Annotated in this window: 15 protein-coding genes; 10 read left to right on the top strand and 5 right to left on the bottom strand. The window is 66.7% G+C overall.

All coding sequences use genetic code 11. From position 1 onward, the window contains the following. Position 1 precedes the first annotated feature (1 nt). The gene (locus N8I71_RS05505) at positions 2-550 is read left to right on the top strand and encodes a nucleotide exchange factor GrpE (RefSeq protein WP_262876941.1); all 549 of its coding nucleotides are present in this window, start codon (positions 2-4) and stop codon (positions 548-550) included. On the opposite strand, the gene mutS is transcribed toward N8I71_RS05505, so the two are convergent. The 3 genes from mutS to dnaK all read right to left on the bottom strand — a co-directional run bounded on the left by mutS (position 551) and on the right by dnaK (position 6,439). Next, complete coding sequence (mutS, locus tag N8I71_RS05500; protein WP_262876940.1) at positions 551-3,190, bottom strand: DNA mismatch repair protein MutS; 2,640 nt, start codon at positions 3,188-3,190, stop codon at positions 551-553. Between the two features lie 101 nt (positions 3,191-3,291). Next, positions 3,292-4,452 carry a molecular chaperone DnaJ gene (dnaJ, locus tag N8I71_RS05495; protein WP_262876939.1) on the bottom strand — a complete coding sequence of 387 codons (1,161 nt, stop codon included), beginning with the start codon at positions 4,450-4,452 and terminating at the stop codon, positions 3,292-3,294. 73 nt (positions 4,453-4,525) lie between these two features. Further along, complete coding sequence (gene dnaK, locus N8I71_RS05490; RefSeq protein WP_262876938.1) at positions 4,526-6,439, bottom strand: molecular chaperone DnaK; 1,914 nt, start codon at positions 6,437-6,439, stop codon at positions 4,526-4,528. A 183-nt stretch (positions 6,440-6,622) separates the two neighbouring features. On the opposite strand from dnaK, the gene N8I71_RS05485 reads away from it, so the two are divergent. Further along, positions 6,623-7,225, top strand: coding sequence for an alpha-ketoglutarate-dependent dioxygenase AlkB family protein (locus N8I71_RS05485; protein WP_262876937.1), 603 nt, complete (start codon positions 6,623-6,625; stop codon positions 7,223-7,225). 6 nt (positions 7,226-7,231) lie between these two features. On the opposite strand, the gene N8I71_RS05480 is transcribed toward N8I71_RS05485, so the two are convergent. Continuing rightward, the gene (locus tag N8I71_RS05480) at positions 7,232-8,053 is read right to left on the bottom strand and encodes an ABC transporter permease (RefSeq protein ID WP_262876936.1); all 822 of its coding nucleotides are present in this window, start codon (positions 8,051-8,053) and stop codon (positions 7,232-7,234) included. A gap of 153 nt (positions 8,054-8,206) precedes the next feature. Here N8I71_RS05480 and cysQ point away from each other — a divergent pair, with 153 nt between their 5' ends. From cysQ to N8I71_RS05440, 8 genes are all read left to right on the top strand, one after another. Beyond that, positions 8,207-9,004 (top strand): 3'(2'),5'-bisphosphate nucleotidase CysQ, encoded by a 798-nt coding sequence (gene cysQ / locus N8I71_RS05475; protein WP_262876935.1) that lies wholly within the window; start codon positions 8,207-8,209, stop codon positions 9,002-9,004. Between the two features lie 7 nt (positions 9,005-9,011). Further along, the gene (locus tag N8I71_RS05470; protein WP_262876934.1) at positions 9,012-9,812 is read left to right on the top strand and encodes a 3-deoxy-manno-octulosonate cytidylyltransferase; all 801 of its coding nucleotides are present in this window, start codon (positions 9,012-9,014) and stop codon (positions 9,810-9,812) included. Beyond that, positions 9,809-11,053: a glycosyltransferase family 2 protein gene (locus N8I71_RS05465; protein ID WP_262876933.1), complete on the top strand. Its 1,245-nt coding sequence runs from the start codon at positions 9,809-9,811 to the stop codon at positions 11,051-11,053. The genes N8I71_RS05470 and N8I71_RS05465 overlap by 4 nt, the downstream gene beginning before the upstream one ends. A gap of 77 nt (positions 11,054-11,130) precedes the next feature. Continuing rightward, entirely contained in the window at positions 11,131-12,024 is an 894-nt protein-coding gene (galU, locus tag N8I71_RS05460) for a UTP--glucose-1-phosphate uridylyltransferase GalU (protein ID WP_262876932.1), read from the top strand. A 10-nt stretch (positions 12,025-12,034) separates the two neighbouring features. Continuing rightward, complete coding sequence (locus N8I71_RS05455) at positions 12,035-13,285, top strand: glycosyltransferase (RefSeq protein WP_262876931.1); 1,251 nt, start codon at positions 12,035-12,037, stop codon at positions 13,283-13,285. Then, positions 13,286-14,296, top strand: a complete 1,011-nt coding sequence (locus N8I71_RS05450) for a glycosyltransferase family 2 protein (RefSeq protein ID WP_262876930.1) — start codon at positions 13,286-13,288, stop codon at positions 14,294-14,296. Then, positions 14,293-15,996, top strand: coding sequence for a beta-1,6-N-acetylglucosaminyltransferase (locus tag N8I71_RS05445; protein ID WP_262876929.1), 1,704 nt, complete (start codon positions 14,293-14,295; stop codon positions 15,994-15,996). Before N8I71_RS05450 ends, N8I71_RS05445 begins: the two co-directional genes overlap by 4 nt. Before the next feature lie 3 nt (positions 15,997-15,999). Then, complete coding sequence (locus tag N8I71_RS05440) at positions 16,000-17,400, top strand: sulfotransferase domain-containing protein (protein ID WP_262876928.1); 1,401 nt, start codon at positions 16,000-16,002, stop codon at positions 17,398-17,400. Here the strand turns inward: N8I71_RS05440 and N8I71_RS05435 are convergent. Next, a complete protein-coding gene (locus tag N8I71_RS05435) occupies positions 17,397-17,861 on the bottom strand; it encodes a PTS sugar transporter subunit IIA (RefSeq protein ID WP_262876927.1) in 465 nt (154 codons plus the stop codon). The genes N8I71_RS05440 and N8I71_RS05435 overlap by 4 nt on opposite strands. Between the last annotated feature and the right edge of the window lie 56 nt (positions 17,862-17,917).

The raw sequence follows: 17,917 nt of genomic DNA, 5'->3' as shown, positions 1-17,917 counted from the left end.
GATGGCAGAGCCGAAGAAAGACGAGATCGCAGAAGAGCAGGAGATGATGGACGCAGCGGATGACGGCGCGCCCGATCCGCTGATCGAGCTCGATCTCCTGCGGGCCGAGCGGGACGAACTGCGCGACCGGATGCTGCGCGCGCTCGCCGATGCCGAGAACAGCCGCAAGCGCGCCGAACGTGACCGCCGCGAGGCCGAGCATTACGGCGGCTCGCGGCTCGCCCGTGATCTTCTGCCGGTCTACGACAACCTGCGCCGCGCGCTCGACGCCGCCGGCGAGGAAAGCCGTGCCGCCGCCGGCCCCGTGATCGAGGGCGTGGAGCTGACCCTTCGGGAGCTTCTGTCGGTCTTCGGAAAGCACGGGATGACGCCCGTCGCGCCCGAGGTCGGCGAGGCGTTCGACCCGCAGCTGCACCAGGCGATGTTCGAGGCCCCCGTGCCCGGCACCAAGGCCGGCGATATCATCCAGGTGATGGCCGAGGGCTTCCTTCTGCACGACAGGCTCTTGCGGCCGGCGCAGGTGGGCGTGTCCTCCACGCCCGGCAGCTGATCACTCGCCCAGAAGGCCCTTCAGGGTATAGACGAGGTCCAACGCCTCGCGCGGGCTGAGCGCGTCGGGGTGGATGTCTTTCAGGCGCTCTTCAACCGGCGAAGGGCCCTTCGGGGCGCCGGGCGCGGCCTGTGGTTTCACGGAAAACAGGGGCAGGTCGTCGATCAGCATCGTTCGCTCGGGGCCTTCGCGCTCTCCCTTTTCCAGCGCTTCGAGAACGGTCTGCGCGCGTTCGACCACCGAGGCAGGCAAACCGGCGAGTTTCGCCACCTGAACGCCATAGGACCTGTCGGCGGCACCGGGCCGGACCTCGTGGAGGAAGATCACCTCTCCCTCCCATTCCTTGACGGCCATCGTCGCGTTCGTCAGCCCCGGAAGCTTCTCCGACAGGGCCGTCAGCTCGTGGTAATGCGTGGCGAAAAGCGCGCGGCAGCGGTTGACCTCGTGCAGGTGCTCGACCGTTGCCCAGGCAATGGACAGTCCGTCATATGTGGCGGTGCCGCGTCCGATCTCGTCGAGGATCACAAGCGCGCGTTCGTCCGCCTGGTTCAGGATCGCGGCGGTCTCGACCATCTCGACCATGAAGGTCGACCGTCCGCGCGCAAGATCGTCCGAGGCACCCACGCGTGAAAAGACCTGCGAAACGAGGCCGATCTCCGCCCGCTCGGCGGGAACGAAGCTTCCCATCTGTGCGAGAATGGCGATCAGCGCGTTCTGCCGGAGCCATGTGGACTTGCCCGCCATGTTCGGTCCGGTCAGGAGCGTGATGGCGGCGGCGGGGTCTTCCGGCGACAGGGCGCAGTCGTTGGCGACGAAAGGCGCGCCGGACTTCCGAAGCGCCGCCTCCACGACGGGGTGGCGCCCGGCCTCGATGGTAAAACGCCGGTCGTCATGCATCTCGGGGCGGCACCAGTCGCCTTCGCGCGCCCGTGCCGCGAGCGACGCATGGAGGTCGAGTTCCGCCAGCGCGGCGGCGGCGCGCCCGATGCGATCGTGCTCGGCCAGAACGGCATCGCGCAGGGACCGGAACAGCGCCGTCTCGATCTCGAGCGCGCGGTTGCCTGCGTTCAGGATGCGGGTTTCCAGCTCCGACAGGTCCAGCGTGGTGAAACGCACGGCGTTCGCGGTGGTCTGACGATGGATGAAGCGCTCCGACAGCGGCGGCGACAGCATCTTCTGCGCATGGGTCGCCGTGGTCTCGATGAAGTAGCCGAGCACGTTGTTGTGCTTGATCTTGAGCGACTGGACACCGGTTTCGGCGATGTAATCCGCCTGCATCCCGGCGATCACGCCGCGGCCCTCGTCGCGCAGCTTGCGCGCCGCATCCAGGTCGGCGTCATGTCCGGGCGCGATGAAACCGCCGTCGCGCACCTGCAAGGGCGGTTCGGCGACCAGCGCGGCGTCCAGCATGTCGGCAAGGTCGTCATGCCCTTCGAGACCCTCCCGCGCCTCTGCCAGCGTCGGCGGCAGATCCAGTTGCGAGAGCCGTTCGCCGATCCCGCCGGCCTGGGCCAGCCCATCGCGCAGCGCCGCGAGGTCGCGCGGCCCACCCCGGTCGAGCGCGAGACGCGACAGGGCGCGTTCGATGTCCGGACATTGGCGAAGGCGCTGTCTCAGATCGTCCCTGACCGGCGTGTCAGAGACGAAAAAGCCCACCGCGTCGTGGCGGCCGCGGATCTCGGAGAGGTCCGTGGCCGGGCCCGACAGCCGCCGTTCAAGCAGCCGCGCGCCACCGGCCGTCACGGTCCGGTCCAGCACCGCCAGAAGGCTGCCATTCCGTGTGCCGGTCAGGCTCCGCGTCAGTTCGAGGTTCCGCCGTGTCGCCACGTCGATCTGCAGAAGACGCGACGCGGCCTGCTGCCTCGGAGGACGAAGAAGCGGCAGAGTGCCCTTCTGGGTGAGCTCGAGGTAATCTACCAACGCGCCCAGCGCCGAAACCTCCGCCCGCGAGAAGGCGCCGAACGCGTCGAGCGAGGCGACCTCGAAGACCCGCGCCAGCCGCTTGTCGGCGGAGGTTGAATCGAAGCTTCCCGGTCCGAGCGGAGTGACGGCGGCGCCGGTTTCGGCGACGGCGTCCTGCCTTCCGATCTCCATATCGGCCTGTACCAGGACCTCGCGCACCGAAAGCCGCACGAGTTCAGGCCCCAGACGGACAGGCGGACAGGGCATGACGTGGAGATCGCCGGTCGAGATATCGGTCCAGGCCAGCGCACCCTCGCCGCGCACCTCGGCGAATGCGGCGAGGTAGTTGTGGGTGCGCGCGTCCAGCAGCGTGTCCTCGGTCAGCGTGCCGGGGGTGACGAGCCGCACAACGTCGCGCCGGACGACTGACTTCGACCCGCGCTTCTTCGCCTCGGCGGGGTCCTCCATCTGCTCGCAGACGGCCACGCGAAACCCCTTGCGGATCAGAGTCAGAAGGTAGTTCTCGGCGGCGTGGACAGGCACGCCGCACATCGGGATGTCCTCGTCCAGATGCTTGCCGCGCTTGGTCAGCGCGATGTCGAGCGCCTCCGCCGCCGCCACGGCGTCGTCGAAGAACATCTCGTAGAAATCGCCCATGCGGTAGAACAGGAGAGCGTCGGCATACTGCGCCTTGATCTCCAGGTACTGCGCCATCATCGGCGTCACATGCGCGTTCATGGCATTCCCCCCGCGCGGGCCCCTCATCGCGCGTCCAAGGCTACAAGGGGCACCCGGCGGATTGAAGGGTCAATCCACCGGGGTCCGGGATCGGGTCGGGATCAGTTGGCGAGGTCGTCCCAGAATTTCCGCACCTTGTCGAAGAAGCCGCTGGCGTCGGGATTGTTCGACTTGGCGCAGCTTTCCTCGAACTGGCGGAGAAGGGCCTTCTGCTCGGCGTTGAGGCTGACGGGGGTCTCGACGGCAAGTTCGATGTACATGTCACCCATGCCGGTGCCGCGAAGCGCCGGCATCCCCTTGCCCCGAAGCCGCATCTGCCGCCCCGATTGAGAGCCCTCGGGCACCTTCACGCGGGACCGGCCGCCATCGATCGTGGGCACCTCGACCTCGCCGCCGAGGGCGGCGCGCGTCATCGGCACCGGAACCCGGCAATAGAGGTCCATGCCGTCACGCTGGAACAGCGCATGGTCGGCCACCTCGATGAAGATATAGAGATCCCCCGAAGGCCCGCCGCGCAGACCCGCTTCGCCCTCACCCGAAAGACGGATTCGCGTGCCGGTCTCGACACCTGCCGGAATGTTGACGTTCAGCGCGCGGTCCTTCTGCACGCGGCCTGCGCCGCCGCAGGACCGGCACGGGTTCTTCACGATCTGGCCTGCGCCCGAACAGGTCGGGCAGGTCCGTTCGACGGTGAAGAAGCCCTGTTGCGCGCGCACCTTTCCCATGCCCGAGCAGGTGGGGCAGGTCACGGGTTCCGATCCGCCTTCCGAGCCGGTGCCGCTGCAGGACCCGCAGGCCACGGCGGTGGGCACGGTGATCTGCTTTTGCAGACCCGAATAGGCGTCTTCGAGACCGATTTTCAGATTGTATCGGAGGTCCGAGCCGCGGGTTGCCCGGCTGCGACGCGTGCCGCCCCGCTGGCCGCCCATGAAGTCGCCGAACAGGTCCTCGAACACGTCCGAGAAGGCGGAGGCGAAATCGCCCTGTCCCGGGCCGCCACCGAAGCCGCCCGCGCGCGGGCCGCCGGCCATGCCGCCATCGAAGGCCGCGTGGCCGAAACGGTCGTAGGCCGCCTTCTTGTCGGGGTCCTTCAGGACGTCATAGGCCTCGTTGGCTTCCTTGAACTGGGCTTCGGCGTCGGGATTGTCGGAATTGCGATCCGGGTGAAGCTCCTTCGCCTTCGTGCGATAGGCCTTCTTGATCTCTTCGGCAGAGGCGCCCTTCGAGATCCCGAGCACCTCGTAGTAATCGCGCTTTGCCATGTCGTTCCTTCCTTGAACGCACGGACCGGCCTGGGTCGCCCCGGGCCGGTCACATGTGGGTCATGTCACGCGATCAGCCGCGCTTGCGGTCGTCGTCGAGGTCTTCGAAGTCGGCGTCGACGATGTCGTCATCGACCGGGCGTGCGGCGTCGCCGTCATCGTCCGGGCCGTCGGCATCGTCCTGCTGCGCCTTGTAGATCGCCTCGCCAAGTCGCATCGACGCCTCGGTGACGTTCTGGATGCCGGACTTGATCTTGCCGGTATCCTCGGTCTCCACCTGCTCCTTGAGGGCCTTGAGCGCCAGTTCGATCGCCTCGACGGTCGAGGGATCGACCTTGTCGCCATGCTCCTGGATCGACTTCTCGGTGGCGTGGATGAGGCTTTCGGCCTGGTTCTTCGTCTCGACCAGTTCCTTGCGCTGCTTGTCGGCGTCGGCATTCTCCTCCGCCTCGCGCACCATGCGCTCGATATCCTCGTCCGAGAGGCCGCCGGAGGCCTGGATCGTGATCTTCTGCTCCTTGCCGGTGCCCTTGTCCTTCGCGGAGACGGACACGATGCCGTTGGCGTCGATGTCGAAGGTCACCTCGATCTGGGGCACGCCACGCGGCGCGGGCGGGATCTGCTCGAGGTTGAACTGGCCGAGCATCTTGTTGTCGGCTGCCATCTCGCGCTCACCCTGGAAGACACGGATCGTCACGGCGTTCTGGTTGTCCTCGGCCGTAGAGAAGATCTGCGACTTCTTGGTCGGGATCGTCGTGTTCCGGTCGATCAGGCGCGTGAAGACACCGCCCAGCGTCTCGATGCCGAGCGACAGGGGCGTCACGTCGAGAAGGACCACGTCCTTCACGTCGCCCTGAAGGACGCCGGCCTGGATCGCGGCGCCCATGGCCACGACTTCGTCCGGGTTGACGCCCTTGTGGGGCTCCTTGCCGAAGAACTTCGTCACTTCCTCGATGACCTTGGGCATCCGGGTCATGCCGCCGACGAGGACGACCTCGTCGATCTCGCCCTTGCTGAGGCCCGCGTCCTTGAGGGCCGCGGCGCAGGGCTTCATCGACTTGGAGATCAGGTCGCCCACGAGGCTTTCGAGCTTGGCGCGCGTCAGCTTCATCACGAGGTGGAGCGGCTGGCCATTCGAACCCATCGAGATGAAGGGCTGGTTGATCTCGGTCTGGCTCGAGCTCGACAGCTCGATCTTCGCCTTTTCGGCCGCTTCCTTGAGACGCTGAAGCGCCATCTTGTCGTTCGTCAGGTCGACGCCGTTCTCCTTCTTGAACTCGTCGGCCAGGTAATTGACGATCCGCATGTCGAAGTCCTCGCCGCCGAGGAACGTGTCCCCGTTGGTGGACTTCACCTCGAAGAGGCCGTCGTCGATTTCGAGAATGGTGATATCGAACGTGCCGCCGCCGAGGTCATAGACCGCGATCGTCTTCGATTCCTTCTTGTCGAGACCATAGGCCAGCGCGGCGGCCGTCGGCTCGTTGATGATGCGCAGCACTTCGAGGCCCGCGATCTTGCCGGCGTCCTTGGTCGCCTGGCGCTGGGCGTCGTTGAAGTAGGCGGGCACGGTGATGACGGCCTGCGTCACCTCTTCGCCGAGGTAGCTTTCGGCGGTCTCCTTCATCTTGCCGAGAATCTGGGCGGAGATCTGCGAGGGGCTGAACTTCTCGCCCTTCACCTCGACCCAGGCGTCGCCGTTGCCGCCGTCCACGATCTTGTAGGGAACGAGTTTCTTGTCCTTCTCGACCTCGGCATCGCCGAGGCGGCGCCCGATCAGGCGCTTCACCGCGAAGACGGTGTTTTCCGGGTTAGTGACAGCCTGCCGTTTCGCGGGCTGACCCACGAGGCGCTCGTCATCCGTGTAGGCGACGATCGACGGCGTGGTGCGCGCGCCTTCGGAGTTTTCGATTACCCGCGGTTGGCTGCCATCCATGATAGCCACGCAGGAGTTGGTGGTTCCAAGGTCGATACCGATCACTTTGGCCATTGCGTCAGGTCCCTTTCTTCAAGCGAACAGGCGGGGCGGGTCCGGTTGCGGCCCCCGTGCCGCCCTGTCTTGCCTATGGTGATGACCGGCCGGAATGCACGCCCGACCGCTTCCGGGCGTATATAAGAAGGGCGATATGGGCCTGCAAGCGCCCGAAGCCGACACGATGACGGGGAATGCACAATGACGGCGATCGAGGTCAACGGAGTGCAGGTGTATTCGGGTCTCCTCGACCTCGAGGCGCAGCGCGCGCTTCTGGACGAAGTTCGCGCCGTCGTCCGCGCCGCCCCGCTGTTCCGGCCGGTCACCGCGCGGGGCAAGGAGATGTCGGTCAGGATGACATCGGCCGGGCAAAGGGGCTGGGTCTCGGACCGGCGCGGATATCGTTACGAGGCGCGGCATCCGGGCGGCATGGACTGGCCGCCGATCCCGTCGCGCGCGCTGGATGTGTGGCGCGGGGTCTCGGGCGTGGACCGCGACCCGCAGTGCTGTCTCGTGAACTTCTACGACGAAGCCGCTCGGATGGGGCTGCACCAGGACAGGGACGAGGCGGATTTCGCCATGCCGGTCGTTTCCATCTCGCTGGGGGACGATGCGCTGTTCCGGGTCGGCGGCGCCGAACGCGGCGGTCCGACGAAATCGGTCTGGCTGAGGTCGGGCGATGTCGCGGTCCTCGCCGGGCCCGCGCGTCTGGCCTATCACGGCATCGACAGGGTCCGTCCCGGAAGTTCGGCCCTTCTGACGAAGGGCGGACGTATCAACCTGACGCTGCGTGTCGTGGACTAGTCGCGGTCAGCGACGGGCATCCCAGCTCGCCGAGGCGCGCTTGCGTGTGTAGAACTCCCCCATCATCCCCAGCAGCAGAAGAACCAGCGTTGCATAAAGCGGGTACTGCCAGTTGGTGTGGTGCGGGAAATAGTTCACGAAGGTGAAGCCGCGCGCCTGGTCGATGATGTGGAACAGGGGGTTCCAGTCGAACATGTTGATCATGAAGCCCGGCATCATGTTCGCCACGAACATCTTTCCCGAAGCGATCATGTTGGCCCGGACGTAGACCATCTGGATGATCTTCACGACATCCGGCGCCCAGGGCTTGGCCGCCATCAGGATGAGGCCCAGCGCGCATCCCGAGCCCCAGGCCAGCAGGTACATCATCATCGCGCCCGACCAGTCGTGGAACTCCACCGGCTCGATCAGCGTGTGGAGCACGAAGAGGATCACGAGAATGCTGATGGTCTTCACGTAAAGCACCGACAGCGCCGACGACAGGATCGCGACGAGCGTGTTCATCGGCGCGTGCTGCATCATCACCGAGGTCGACGTCTCCGAACCCATGACCCCCTGAAGTGCCTGGATATGCACGAGGTAGAGGAAGATCCCCGACAACAGGTAGAGCATGAAGTCGCCGCGGATCGCCGCGCTTCGTGTCCCCAGCACATTGAACATCAGGTAGAAGGCGGCCACGAACAGAACGCTCTGCATCAGGCTCATGCCGATGGCGAGAACGGCGTTGCCGTGGGTCTTGCGGACCTTCCGCACCGTGGCGTGATAGGTCACTTCCGCGAGGCCGAACAGGAGCGCGCCCGTCGATGTCGGTCTTGCCGCCTGGAACATGTGTCGCCTGCCCGCCTTTCCGGCCGTTTCGCGCGATGACTGCCCCTTTACCGGGACTGCCGGGGTTCGTTGCCCTTGCCGCCGCGACGTCATGAAACGATAACCCAGAGGGATCGCCGCTTCAATCGCAGCAAAGCGAAGGATGGTTAAGATATGGATTACACCGCCCTGATGGTGGAATTGAGGCGCGCGGCGATCCTGGCCGGCGAGAAGATCATGGAAATCTACGCCGTAGAGGATTTCGAGGTTCGCGCGAAATCGGACAGCAGTCCCGTGACCGAGGCCGACGAGGCGGCGGATGCGCTGATTTCCGCTCGACTGAGGTCCGCCTTTCCGGATCTCGCGCTCGTGACCGAGGAACAGGCCGACAGTCACGACCAGACGGCATCGACCTTCCTGATCGTCGATCCTCTCGACGGGACAAAGGAATTCGTGAAGCGCCGGGGCGATTTCACCGTCAACATCGCGCTTGTCGAGAACGGCGTTCCCGTGCGCGGCGTCGTCTACGCGCCTGCGAAGGGGCGCCTGTTCTACACCGACGCCGACGGACAGAGCCTCGAGGAGATGGGGCCCTTCGACCCCGAGACCCAGGGCGAGGTGACGCCCATTTCGGTGCGCAGCCCCGACAACGCCGCGCTCTACGTCGTGGCGTCGAAGTCCCACCGCGACGCGGCGACGGACGACTACATCGCGAAATACGCCGTGGCGGATCTCAAGAGCGCGGGCAGTTCGCTCAAGTTCTGCCTCGTGGCGACCGGCGAGGCGGATCTCTATCCACGCCTGGGCCGCACGATGGAATGGGACACCGCCGCCGGCGACGCGGTCCTGCGCGGGGCCGGCGGACAGGTCGTCCGTTTCGAGGATCACGCCCCGTTCGACTACGGCAAACCGGGTTTCGCGAACGGCTTCTTCATCGCCCATGCGCCCGGCGTCGAATTGAAGGCGCCGTGAGCGGCCGATGAAGACAGTCTGCATCATCCCCGCGCGCTATCCCTCGGTCCGGTTTCCCGGCAAGCCGCTGGCCTTGTTGCGTGGCGCCACCGGAGAGGCCCGAAGCCTGATCGAGCGCAGTTGGCGCGCGGCCCGCGAGGTCGATCGCTTCGACGCCATCTTCGTCGCGACCGACGACACCCGCATCGCCGAGGCGGCGCAGGGGTTCGGGGCGGAGGTCCTGATGACGTCCGATCTATGCCGGAACGGGACCGAGCGCTGTGCCGAGGCGCTGGCCTTGCTCGGCCCCGGAGTGGAGATGGTCGTGAACCTTCAGGGCGACGCGCCGCTGACCCCGCCTTGGTTCCTGACCGCGCTGGTCGACGGGCTGGAGGCCGACAGCCAGGCGGCGCTCGCCACGCCGATCCTGCGTTGCGACGGCGAGACACTGGCCGCGCTCAAGGCCGACCGGGCGGCGGGCCGCGTCGGCGGCACCACGGCGGTCTGCGACAGCGAGATGCGTGCCCTCTACTTCTCAAAGGAAGTCATCCCCTACACGTCCGAGACCTATGCCGCCGAGGCCCCGACGCCCGTCTTCCACCATGTCGGCGTCTACGCCTACAGGCCCTGGGCGCTCCATGCCTATCCCGACTGGCCCGTGGGCCCGCTGGAGCAGCTGGAGGGACTTGAGCAGTTGCGGTTCCTCGAGGCGGGGCACCGGGTTCTCTGCGTCGAGGTCGAGGCGCGCGGGCGCAAGTTCTGGGAGTTGAACAACCCCGAGGACATCCCGAGGATCGAAGCGATGCTGACCGGGATGGGGATGCCTTGAGCGGCCGACCGCGCCTGAGCGTCGTCGTCGCCAGCCATGGCCGGCCGATCGCACTCAGGCGCTGTCTTCTGGCACTGTCGCAATCGACGCTCGCGGACCTCGAAGTCATCGTCGTTGCCGATGCCGCCGGTCTCGACGTGGCGGCGGGGCTTCCCTTCGCCGGTCGTCTCAAGACAGCGCTTCAGGGCGAGGCGAACCTTGCACAGGCCCGAAACGACGGGATCGCCCGGGCCGCGGGCGACGTGGTGGCCTTTCTCGACGACGATGCCGCGCCCGAGCCGACATGGGCCGCCGAGGTCCTTGCCGCCTTTGCCGGCGATCCCGGCCTCGGCGCGGCGACGGGCCCCGTGATCGGGCGGAACGGGATTTCGCTGCAATGGGGGCCGATGGCCGTGGACCGGCAGGGACGGGACGCGCGCCTAGGCTCCGGGGATACACCCTTGCCGACGGGAGCGGTCCGGAAGCTGCACGGCACGAACATGGCGATCCGGCGCGATGTTCTCGACCATCTCGGCGGCTTCGACACCGCCTTCCGCTACTATCTTGATGACACGGACCTGTCCCTTCGCCTGGCCTTTGCCGGGCACTCGGCGGCCTGGCTCCCGCGGGCGCAGGTTCACCATGCCTTTGCCGCGAGCCCGCGCCGCGCCGCGGACCGCGTTCCGCTCAGCCTGCACGATATCGGCGCCTCCACCGCCGCCTTCCTGCGCAAGCATTCACCAAACGAGCTGGATGAGGCGCTTTCGGCGCTTGCCGGGGATCAGCGCCTTCGCCTCTTCAGGTTGGCGCGACGCCGCAAGATCGGCGCCCGCGACATCGAACGGCTGCTCGATTCGCTGCGCGCGGGCATCGAGGAGGGGCGCAGACGCCCGGTTGGCGAACATGCGCCGATCCCGCAGGGCGCGGAGTTCATGGCCGTTCGGGACGTGCCCGGCGGTCCGGACGAGGTTCTGGCGGGTTGGCGGTTCCGGGCCGCAACCCTCCGCGCGGAGGCCGAGCGACGTGTCCGCGACGGTGCCCGGGTGAGCCTGTTTCTTCTCGAACCCACGCCGCGGGCGCATCGGGTGGCCTTCACCGACGGGGGATGGTGGGAACAGACCGGCGGTCTCTATGGCCGCTCCGACAGGGATATGCCGAGATTTCAGGCATGGCGCCCGCGCTCGCGGCTTTACGCGGAAGTCGAGCGCGTGGCCCCGCAAAGGTTCGCCACACCCCCAATTGTGCGGTTTCACGGCGCTTGACGATTCGTTAGTATGGCTTCTGCAGTGCTGGGTGGGCGCCATGACTGCCACCGGTTACGTGCAAGCGCGAGGAACTTATGAAGAAACGGGTCACGAAGGCGATCTTTCCTGTAGCGGGTCTTGGGACGCGGTTCCTGCCGGCGACCAAGTCCATCCCGAAGGAGATCATGACGCTGGTCGACCGCCCGCTCATCCAGTACGCCATCGACGAGGCGCGCGCCGCGGGGATCAAGGAATTCATTTTCGTCACCAGCCGCGGAAAGTCCGCGCTGGAAGACTACTTCGACCATTCGCCCGAGCTGGAGAGCCAGCTGCGCAAGAAGGGCAAGAAGGACCTTCTTGAAACGCTGAAATCCACCAACATGGATTCTGGCGCCATCGCCTACATCCGGCAGCACAAGGCGCTGGGCCTCGGCCATGCCGTGTGGTGCGCCCGCCGGCTTCTGTCGAACGAGCCCTTCGCCGTCATCCTGCCCGACGATGTGATCGCCGCCGAGACGCCCTGCCTGCAGCAGATGGTCGAGGCGTATTCCGAGATCGGTGGCAACATGGTCGCCGCGATGGAGGTGCCCGACAACAAGACCCATGCCTACGGTATCCTCGACGTGAAAGAGGACATGGGCTCCGTGGTGTCGGTAAAGGGCATGGTGGAGAAGCCCGCCGCCGGCACCGCGCCGTCGAACCTCGCCGTGATCGGCCGCTACATCCTCAGCCCGCAGGTCATGGTGAACCTCAACCGGATCAAGACCGGCGCCGGCGGTGAACTGCAGCTGACCGACGCCATCGCGCAGGAGATCGCGGCGCACGACAATGTCTACGGCTTCCGCTTCCGCGGGCAGCGGTTCGACTGCGGGTCCAAGGCCGGTTTCCTTCAGGCCACGGTGGCCTTCGGCATGGCACGCGACGACCTCCGCGAGGAGTTCACCGATTTCCTGGCCGACCTGATGTCGGTGCCCAACGCGGCCCAGTGACGGCATCGGGGTGACGGGCCTGCCGGACGACGCGCTGGCGCAGGGTCCCGTCTGGCTCGATCTGACCCGCACGCTGTCGCGGGCGGGTCGGGGCGTTCCCACGGGTATCGACCGGGTCGAACTGGCCTGGCTGGATCGGCTCGCGTCCACGGGCGGCGGGCTGCAATGCCTCTGCCGGACCACGCGCGGTTTTCTCCTTCTGCCACCGGAGGGAGGGAAGGCTCTCTCGGAGGTTCTTCTCGGCATTTCGGAGCCGGGGGAGGCCGACCTTTGGTCGCGGATCACGGGGCGGGGAGGGCGCGCCCGCCATCGTGCCGAGGCCCTGATCCGCAGGCACGCGATCGACCGCTGTTCGCCCTGGGGCCTTTCGGCCATGGTCCGGCGCCATGCCCCGCGGACCTACTGCAACGTGGGCCACGCCAATCTTGCCGCGCGGGTGTACTCGGCGCTCGATACGGATGGCTGCCGGATCGTCACCGTTCTGCATGACCTGATCCCGCTGACCCATCCCGACCTCGTGCCGACGGACCAACCCGAGGCTTTCGCCCGCAAACTCGGCACGGTCGCCGCGCATGCCGCGCTTGTCGTGGCGGTGTCCGAGGACACGCGCCGTCGCCTTTCGGACCACTGGGGGCCGCTTTCGCGGAAGCCCGTCGTCATTGCCGCGCCGATCGGCGTGCCGGAGTTGCCCGACCTGCCCAGTCCACCCCCGCGCGAGACGGGGCGTTTCGTCATGGTCGGCACGCTCGAGCCGAGGAAGAACCACGGCACGATCCTCCGGGCCTGGTCGCTGCTCGCCGAAGACGCGGGCGAGGTTCCGCAGCTCCACATCGTCGGCAACCCGGGCTGGAAGGGCGACGCGATCCGCCGTGAGATCGAGGGCCATCCCCTGTTCGGCAGGTCCATCTTCCTGCACACGGGGACCCCGGATGCCGCGCTTGCCGATCAGTTGGCGCGGGCGGGGGCGTTGCTCTACCCGACGCTTGCAGAGGGGTTCGGCCTTCCCCCGTGGGAGGCGCTGGCCCTCGGAGCACGCCCTATATGCGCAGATTTGCCCGTACTAAGGGCATATCTGGGGCCACATGCCGTTTACGTGGACCCGACCGACGTCTATTCTTGGGCGGCAACGATAAGACAATACATGTCGGGCAGTATCGCGGGGCCGTCCGGAACCCCGCCCGAGGCGCCCGGCTGGCAGGAGCATTTTGAACGGGTTTCCGCGGCGCTGTCGGCGTTGCGGGATCGGGCGGAAAGGCCGTGAATGAAGGCGGTGCAGCGCTACGCCCTGCGCCTGGAGCGCAAGAAGTATCTCGTCCGCGCCTGGCGGAAGAGCCGCTCCTTGCTGTCTGTCGCCGACCGGACCGATGCCATTCGCACCGGCGATGTTCTGTGCTTCTGCACGCTGCGCAACGAGCGCCCGCGCCTGAAGTATTTCCTGTCCTACTACCGCGACCGGGGCGTCTCGCATTTCCTGTTCGTCGACAACGACAGCGATGACGGCTCGCGCGAGTATCTCGCGGAGCAACGAGACTGTTCCGTCTGGACCACGCCCGACAGCTACAAGCGCGCGCGGTTCGGGGCCGACTGGATGAACCGTCTCCTGCGGCTCTACGGGACCGGCCACTGGTGCCTGACGGTCGATCCCGACGAGTTCCTCGTCTATCCCTTCTCGGATACGCGGCCGATCCCCGCGCTCTGCGACTGGCTGGAATCGTCTTCCATCAAGAGTTTCGGGGCCATGGTCCTCGACATGTACCCCAAGGGGCCGATCACGGCGCAGCCTTGTTCCGACGGCCAGAACCCCTTCGAGATCGCCTGCTGGTTCGACGCCGGAAACTACATGATCCAGCGCAACTGGACTTACGGAAACCTCTGGATCCAGGGCGGCCCGAGGGCGCGCACCTTCTTCGCCGAGAAGCCCGAGCGCGCGCCGGCGCTGAACAAGATCCCGCTGGTGCGGTGGCAGAAGGGTTTCGCCTACGCAAGTTCCACCCACATGCTGCTGCCGCGGGGTCTGAACCTCGTGTTCGACGAATGGGGCGGCGAGAAGACTTCGGGCGTCCTGCTTCACGCGAAATTCCTGTCCACCTTCGTCGAGAAGGCCGCCGAGGAGATGGTGCGCCGGCAGCACTACGCCGCCAGCGCCGAGTACAAGGCCTACCATGACGGCCTGACGAAGGACCCCGATCTCTGGACCCGCTGGTCCGAGCGGTACATCAACTGGCGCCAGCTGGAGATCCTGGGCCTCATGTCCAAGGGGAACTGGGCATGAGTACGCTGGGCTTCGTGATGCTGTGCCACACCGCGCTCCACCGGGCGGCGCAGGTGGCGAGGCATTGGGCCGAGCGGGACTGTCCCATGGTGATCCACGTGGACCGCTCCGTCCCGCGCGAGCGGTTCAACGACTTCCGCAAGTCCCTGTCCGACCTCGACAACGTGCGCTTCTGCAAGCGTCATCGCTGCGACTGGGGAACATGGTCGCTGGTAAAGGCCAGCCAGACGGCGAGCGAGATGATGCTGGCCGAGTTTCCGGCCGTCCGGCACGTCTACCTCGCCTCGGGGTCCTGCCTTCCGCTCCGCCCGGTCGATGACCTTCGAGCCTATCTCGCGGCCCGGCCGATGACCGACTTCATCGAAAGCGTCACGATCCGCGATGTCGACTGGACCGTCGGCGGCCTCAACGAGGAGCGTTTCGAGTACCGCTTTCCCTGGCCGTGGAAGACGCGGCGGTTCCTGTTCGACCGTTACGTTGAGTTGCAGCGCGCCGTCGGCTATCGCCGAAAGCTGCCCGAGGGGATCACCCCGCACCTCGGCAGCCAGTGGTGGTGCCTGACCCGGCAGACCCTTTCGGCGATCCTCGAGGACCCGCGCCGCAAGGAGCTGGAGGATTTCTTCCGCCTCGTCTGGATCCCAGACGAAAGCTACTACCAGACGCTCGTGCGAAACTACGGCCGCCGCATCGAAAGCCGGTCGCTCACGCTGTCGAAGTTCGATTTCCAGGGCAAGCCGCACGTCTTCTACGACGATCACCTGCACCTCCTGCGCCGCTCGGACTGTTTCGTGGCGCGCAAGATCTGGCCGCGGGCCAACCGGCTCTACCGCACGTTCCTGTCGGCCGAGCATACCGGCGACCGCATGGCCGAACCCGCGCCGGGCAAGATCGACCGCGTCTTCTCGAAGGCGCTGGAGCGGCGGACGCGCGGGCGCTCGGGCCTTTACATGCATAGCCGGTATCCGAACCCCGGCTGGGAGAACGGCATCACCGCCGCGCCCTATTCGGTGTTCCACGGCTTCAACGACCTGTTCGAGAATTTCGAGGCCTGGCTGTCGCGTCGGCTTGGCAGCACCGTGCACGGCAACCTTTTCGCGCCGCGCCGGGTTCGGTTCTCGGGCGGCGCGGACGTTCATGCCGGGGCGCTCAGCGCGTCGGCGAGCCTGCGCGACTACAACCCCGAGGCGTTCCTGACGAACCTCATCTGGAACACCCGCGGCGAACGGCAGGTCTTCATGTTCGGGCCACAGGACAATCAGCGTCCGGGCGCCTTCATGGCGAATGACGACAATGCGCAGATCTCGGTGATAACCGGGGCCTGGGCCGTGCGGCTCTTCACGTCGAACCGGAATTTCTCGGACATCCGGACGGAGGCCGCGGCCCTGCAGAGGCGCGAGGCCGATTTCGTCGAGACGCTGCGCGACCGCAGCCGCCGCGCGGATATCCGCATCTGGACGCTGGCGGATTTCGTGGAAGAGCCGATGGAGAACCTGCAGGGCATCCTCGACGCCATGGAGGGCGCGCCGGTGCAACGCCTGACGGAGGCGCCGCGCATGGTCGACCTGCAAGGCTTCCCGCAGTTCCTGCAGAGCCTGAAGAACCAGGGCATGAATCCCTTCATGGTCGGGGACTTCCCGCAGGAGGGCTACAGCGGCGAACCCCGTTCGGGCGACGCCAGCCGTCCCTACCTGGTGCGCTGAGCGATGGCGCGGCGCTTCGATGCCTTCGTCATGTTCGCGGAGATGCGGACCGGCTCGAACCACCTTGAAGAGAGCCTGAACGCGCTGCCGGACGTGACCTGCCACGGCGAGGTCTTCAACCCGACCTTCGTCGGCCACCACAACCGGCACGAACTGTTCGGCTTCGACATGGCCCGGCGCGAGCGGGACCCCCTCGGCCTCCTGCGTGCCCTGATCGACGGGACGGAGGGGTTGCCGGGGTTCCGCTTCTTCCACGATCACGACCCCCGCGTCGTGGATGCCGTCCTGTCGGACCCGCGCATTGCCAAGGTGATCCTCACGCGCAGCCCGCTCGATGCCTATGTCAGCCGCAAGATCGCCACCGCGACAGGCCAGTGGCGCCTGACCGACATGAAGCACGCGCGCACCAGCAAGGTGGAGTTCGACCCCGCCGAGTTCGACGCCATGCTGCAGGACTGGGCCGATTTCCGCGACCTCGTGCGGCGGGGCCTGCAGGTGACGGGCCAGTCGGCGTTCCACATACGCTATGTCGACATCAACGACGTGGAGGTTCTGAACGGCCTTGCCGCCTTCCTCGGCTCGGATCACCGCCTTCCGGCGGCGTCGAAGCGGCTGAAGCGGCAGAACCCGGGCAGCCTGCGCGACAAGGTGGCGAACTATCCCGAGATGGAGGTCGCGCTTGCGGGGATGGATCGCTTCGGGGCCGACCGTCTGGTCGATGGCGAGACGCCGCGCGCGCCCGGCGTGCCCGGTTTCGTGGCCCACCCAGAGGTCGGGCTTCTGTTCCTGCCTGTTGCAGGCGCGCCGGAGGACAGCGTGCTCGACTGGATGGGTGCGATCGGCGGTGTCGGACGCAGCGCCCTCCTGACCGGCATGAGCCAGAAGGACCTGCGCATCTGGATGCGGTCGCATCCGGGCTTTGCCACCTTCAGCGTGCTGCGCCACCCCTTGCCCCGCGCCTTTCGGGCCTACGAGCTTTTGCGCCTGTCTCGGGATTCGTCGTCCGGCGAGACGCGGGCCATCCTGAAGGACCGCTACAACGTGCCGTTTTCCGATGGTCCCTCGGCGTCACGAGATGACTTCGCGGCCTTCGTCTCGTTTCTCAAGGGCAACCTCTCCGGCCAGACCAGCCTCCGGATCGCGCCCGAGTGGGCCACGCAGATGGCGATCCTGCAGGGCGCTGCCCATGTCGTGCTGCCGCAGCGTATTGTCCTGGAGGACGAGGCCGCCGATGTCCTTGGCCACCTTGCGCTATCCCGTGGCATCGACGCGCCCGACCTCGCCCCGGAACCGGTTCCCGGCGAAGCGGTCCTGCGTGCGATGCTGGACAAGCCGCTGGCCCGCGCGGTCTTCGACGCCTACCGGCGCGACTACGTGCATTTCGGCTTCGGAGACTGGGCCTAGGCGGCCTGCGTCTCGGCGCCCGCAGTGAGAATCGTGTAGAGTGTCGCGGGATCGGTGTTCGCCCTGAGCTTGGCGCAAAGGGCCTGATCGCGCAGCGTGCGCGACACCAGCGCCAGCGCCTTGAGGTGATCGACCCCGGTATCGGCCGGCGCGAACAACGCGAACACAAGGTCGACAGGCTGCCGGTCCGCCGAATCGAAATCGATGGGTTTCTCCAGCCGCAGGAAGGCGCCCTGCACCTGCGTCAGCGCCGGAAGCCGCGCATGCGGAAGCGCCACGCCGTGGCCCACGCCGGTCGGCCCGAGGCTCTCGCGTTCCTGGAGTGCGTCGAAAATCTGCGAAGACGGAAGACCGATGAGGTCTTCCGCCATGTCCGCTATGGACTGCAGCAGCCTTTTCTTGCTGCTGATGTCCGTGACGACGCGAACCGCGCGCGGTTTGAGCAGCGACGACAGATCCATGTCTGTTCCCCTGTTTCAGTCCCGTTTACGCGGGTGCACGGGCCCGCGCGGCTTGT

The organism is Roseicyclus sediminis, assembly GCF_025515305.1.
Classification (GTDB): domain Bacteria; phylum Pseudomonadota; class Alphaproteobacteria; order Rhodobacterales; family Rhodobacteraceae; genus Roseibacterium; species Roseibacterium sediminis.
This window is presented reverse-complemented; position numbering and strand designations above follow the sequence as displayed.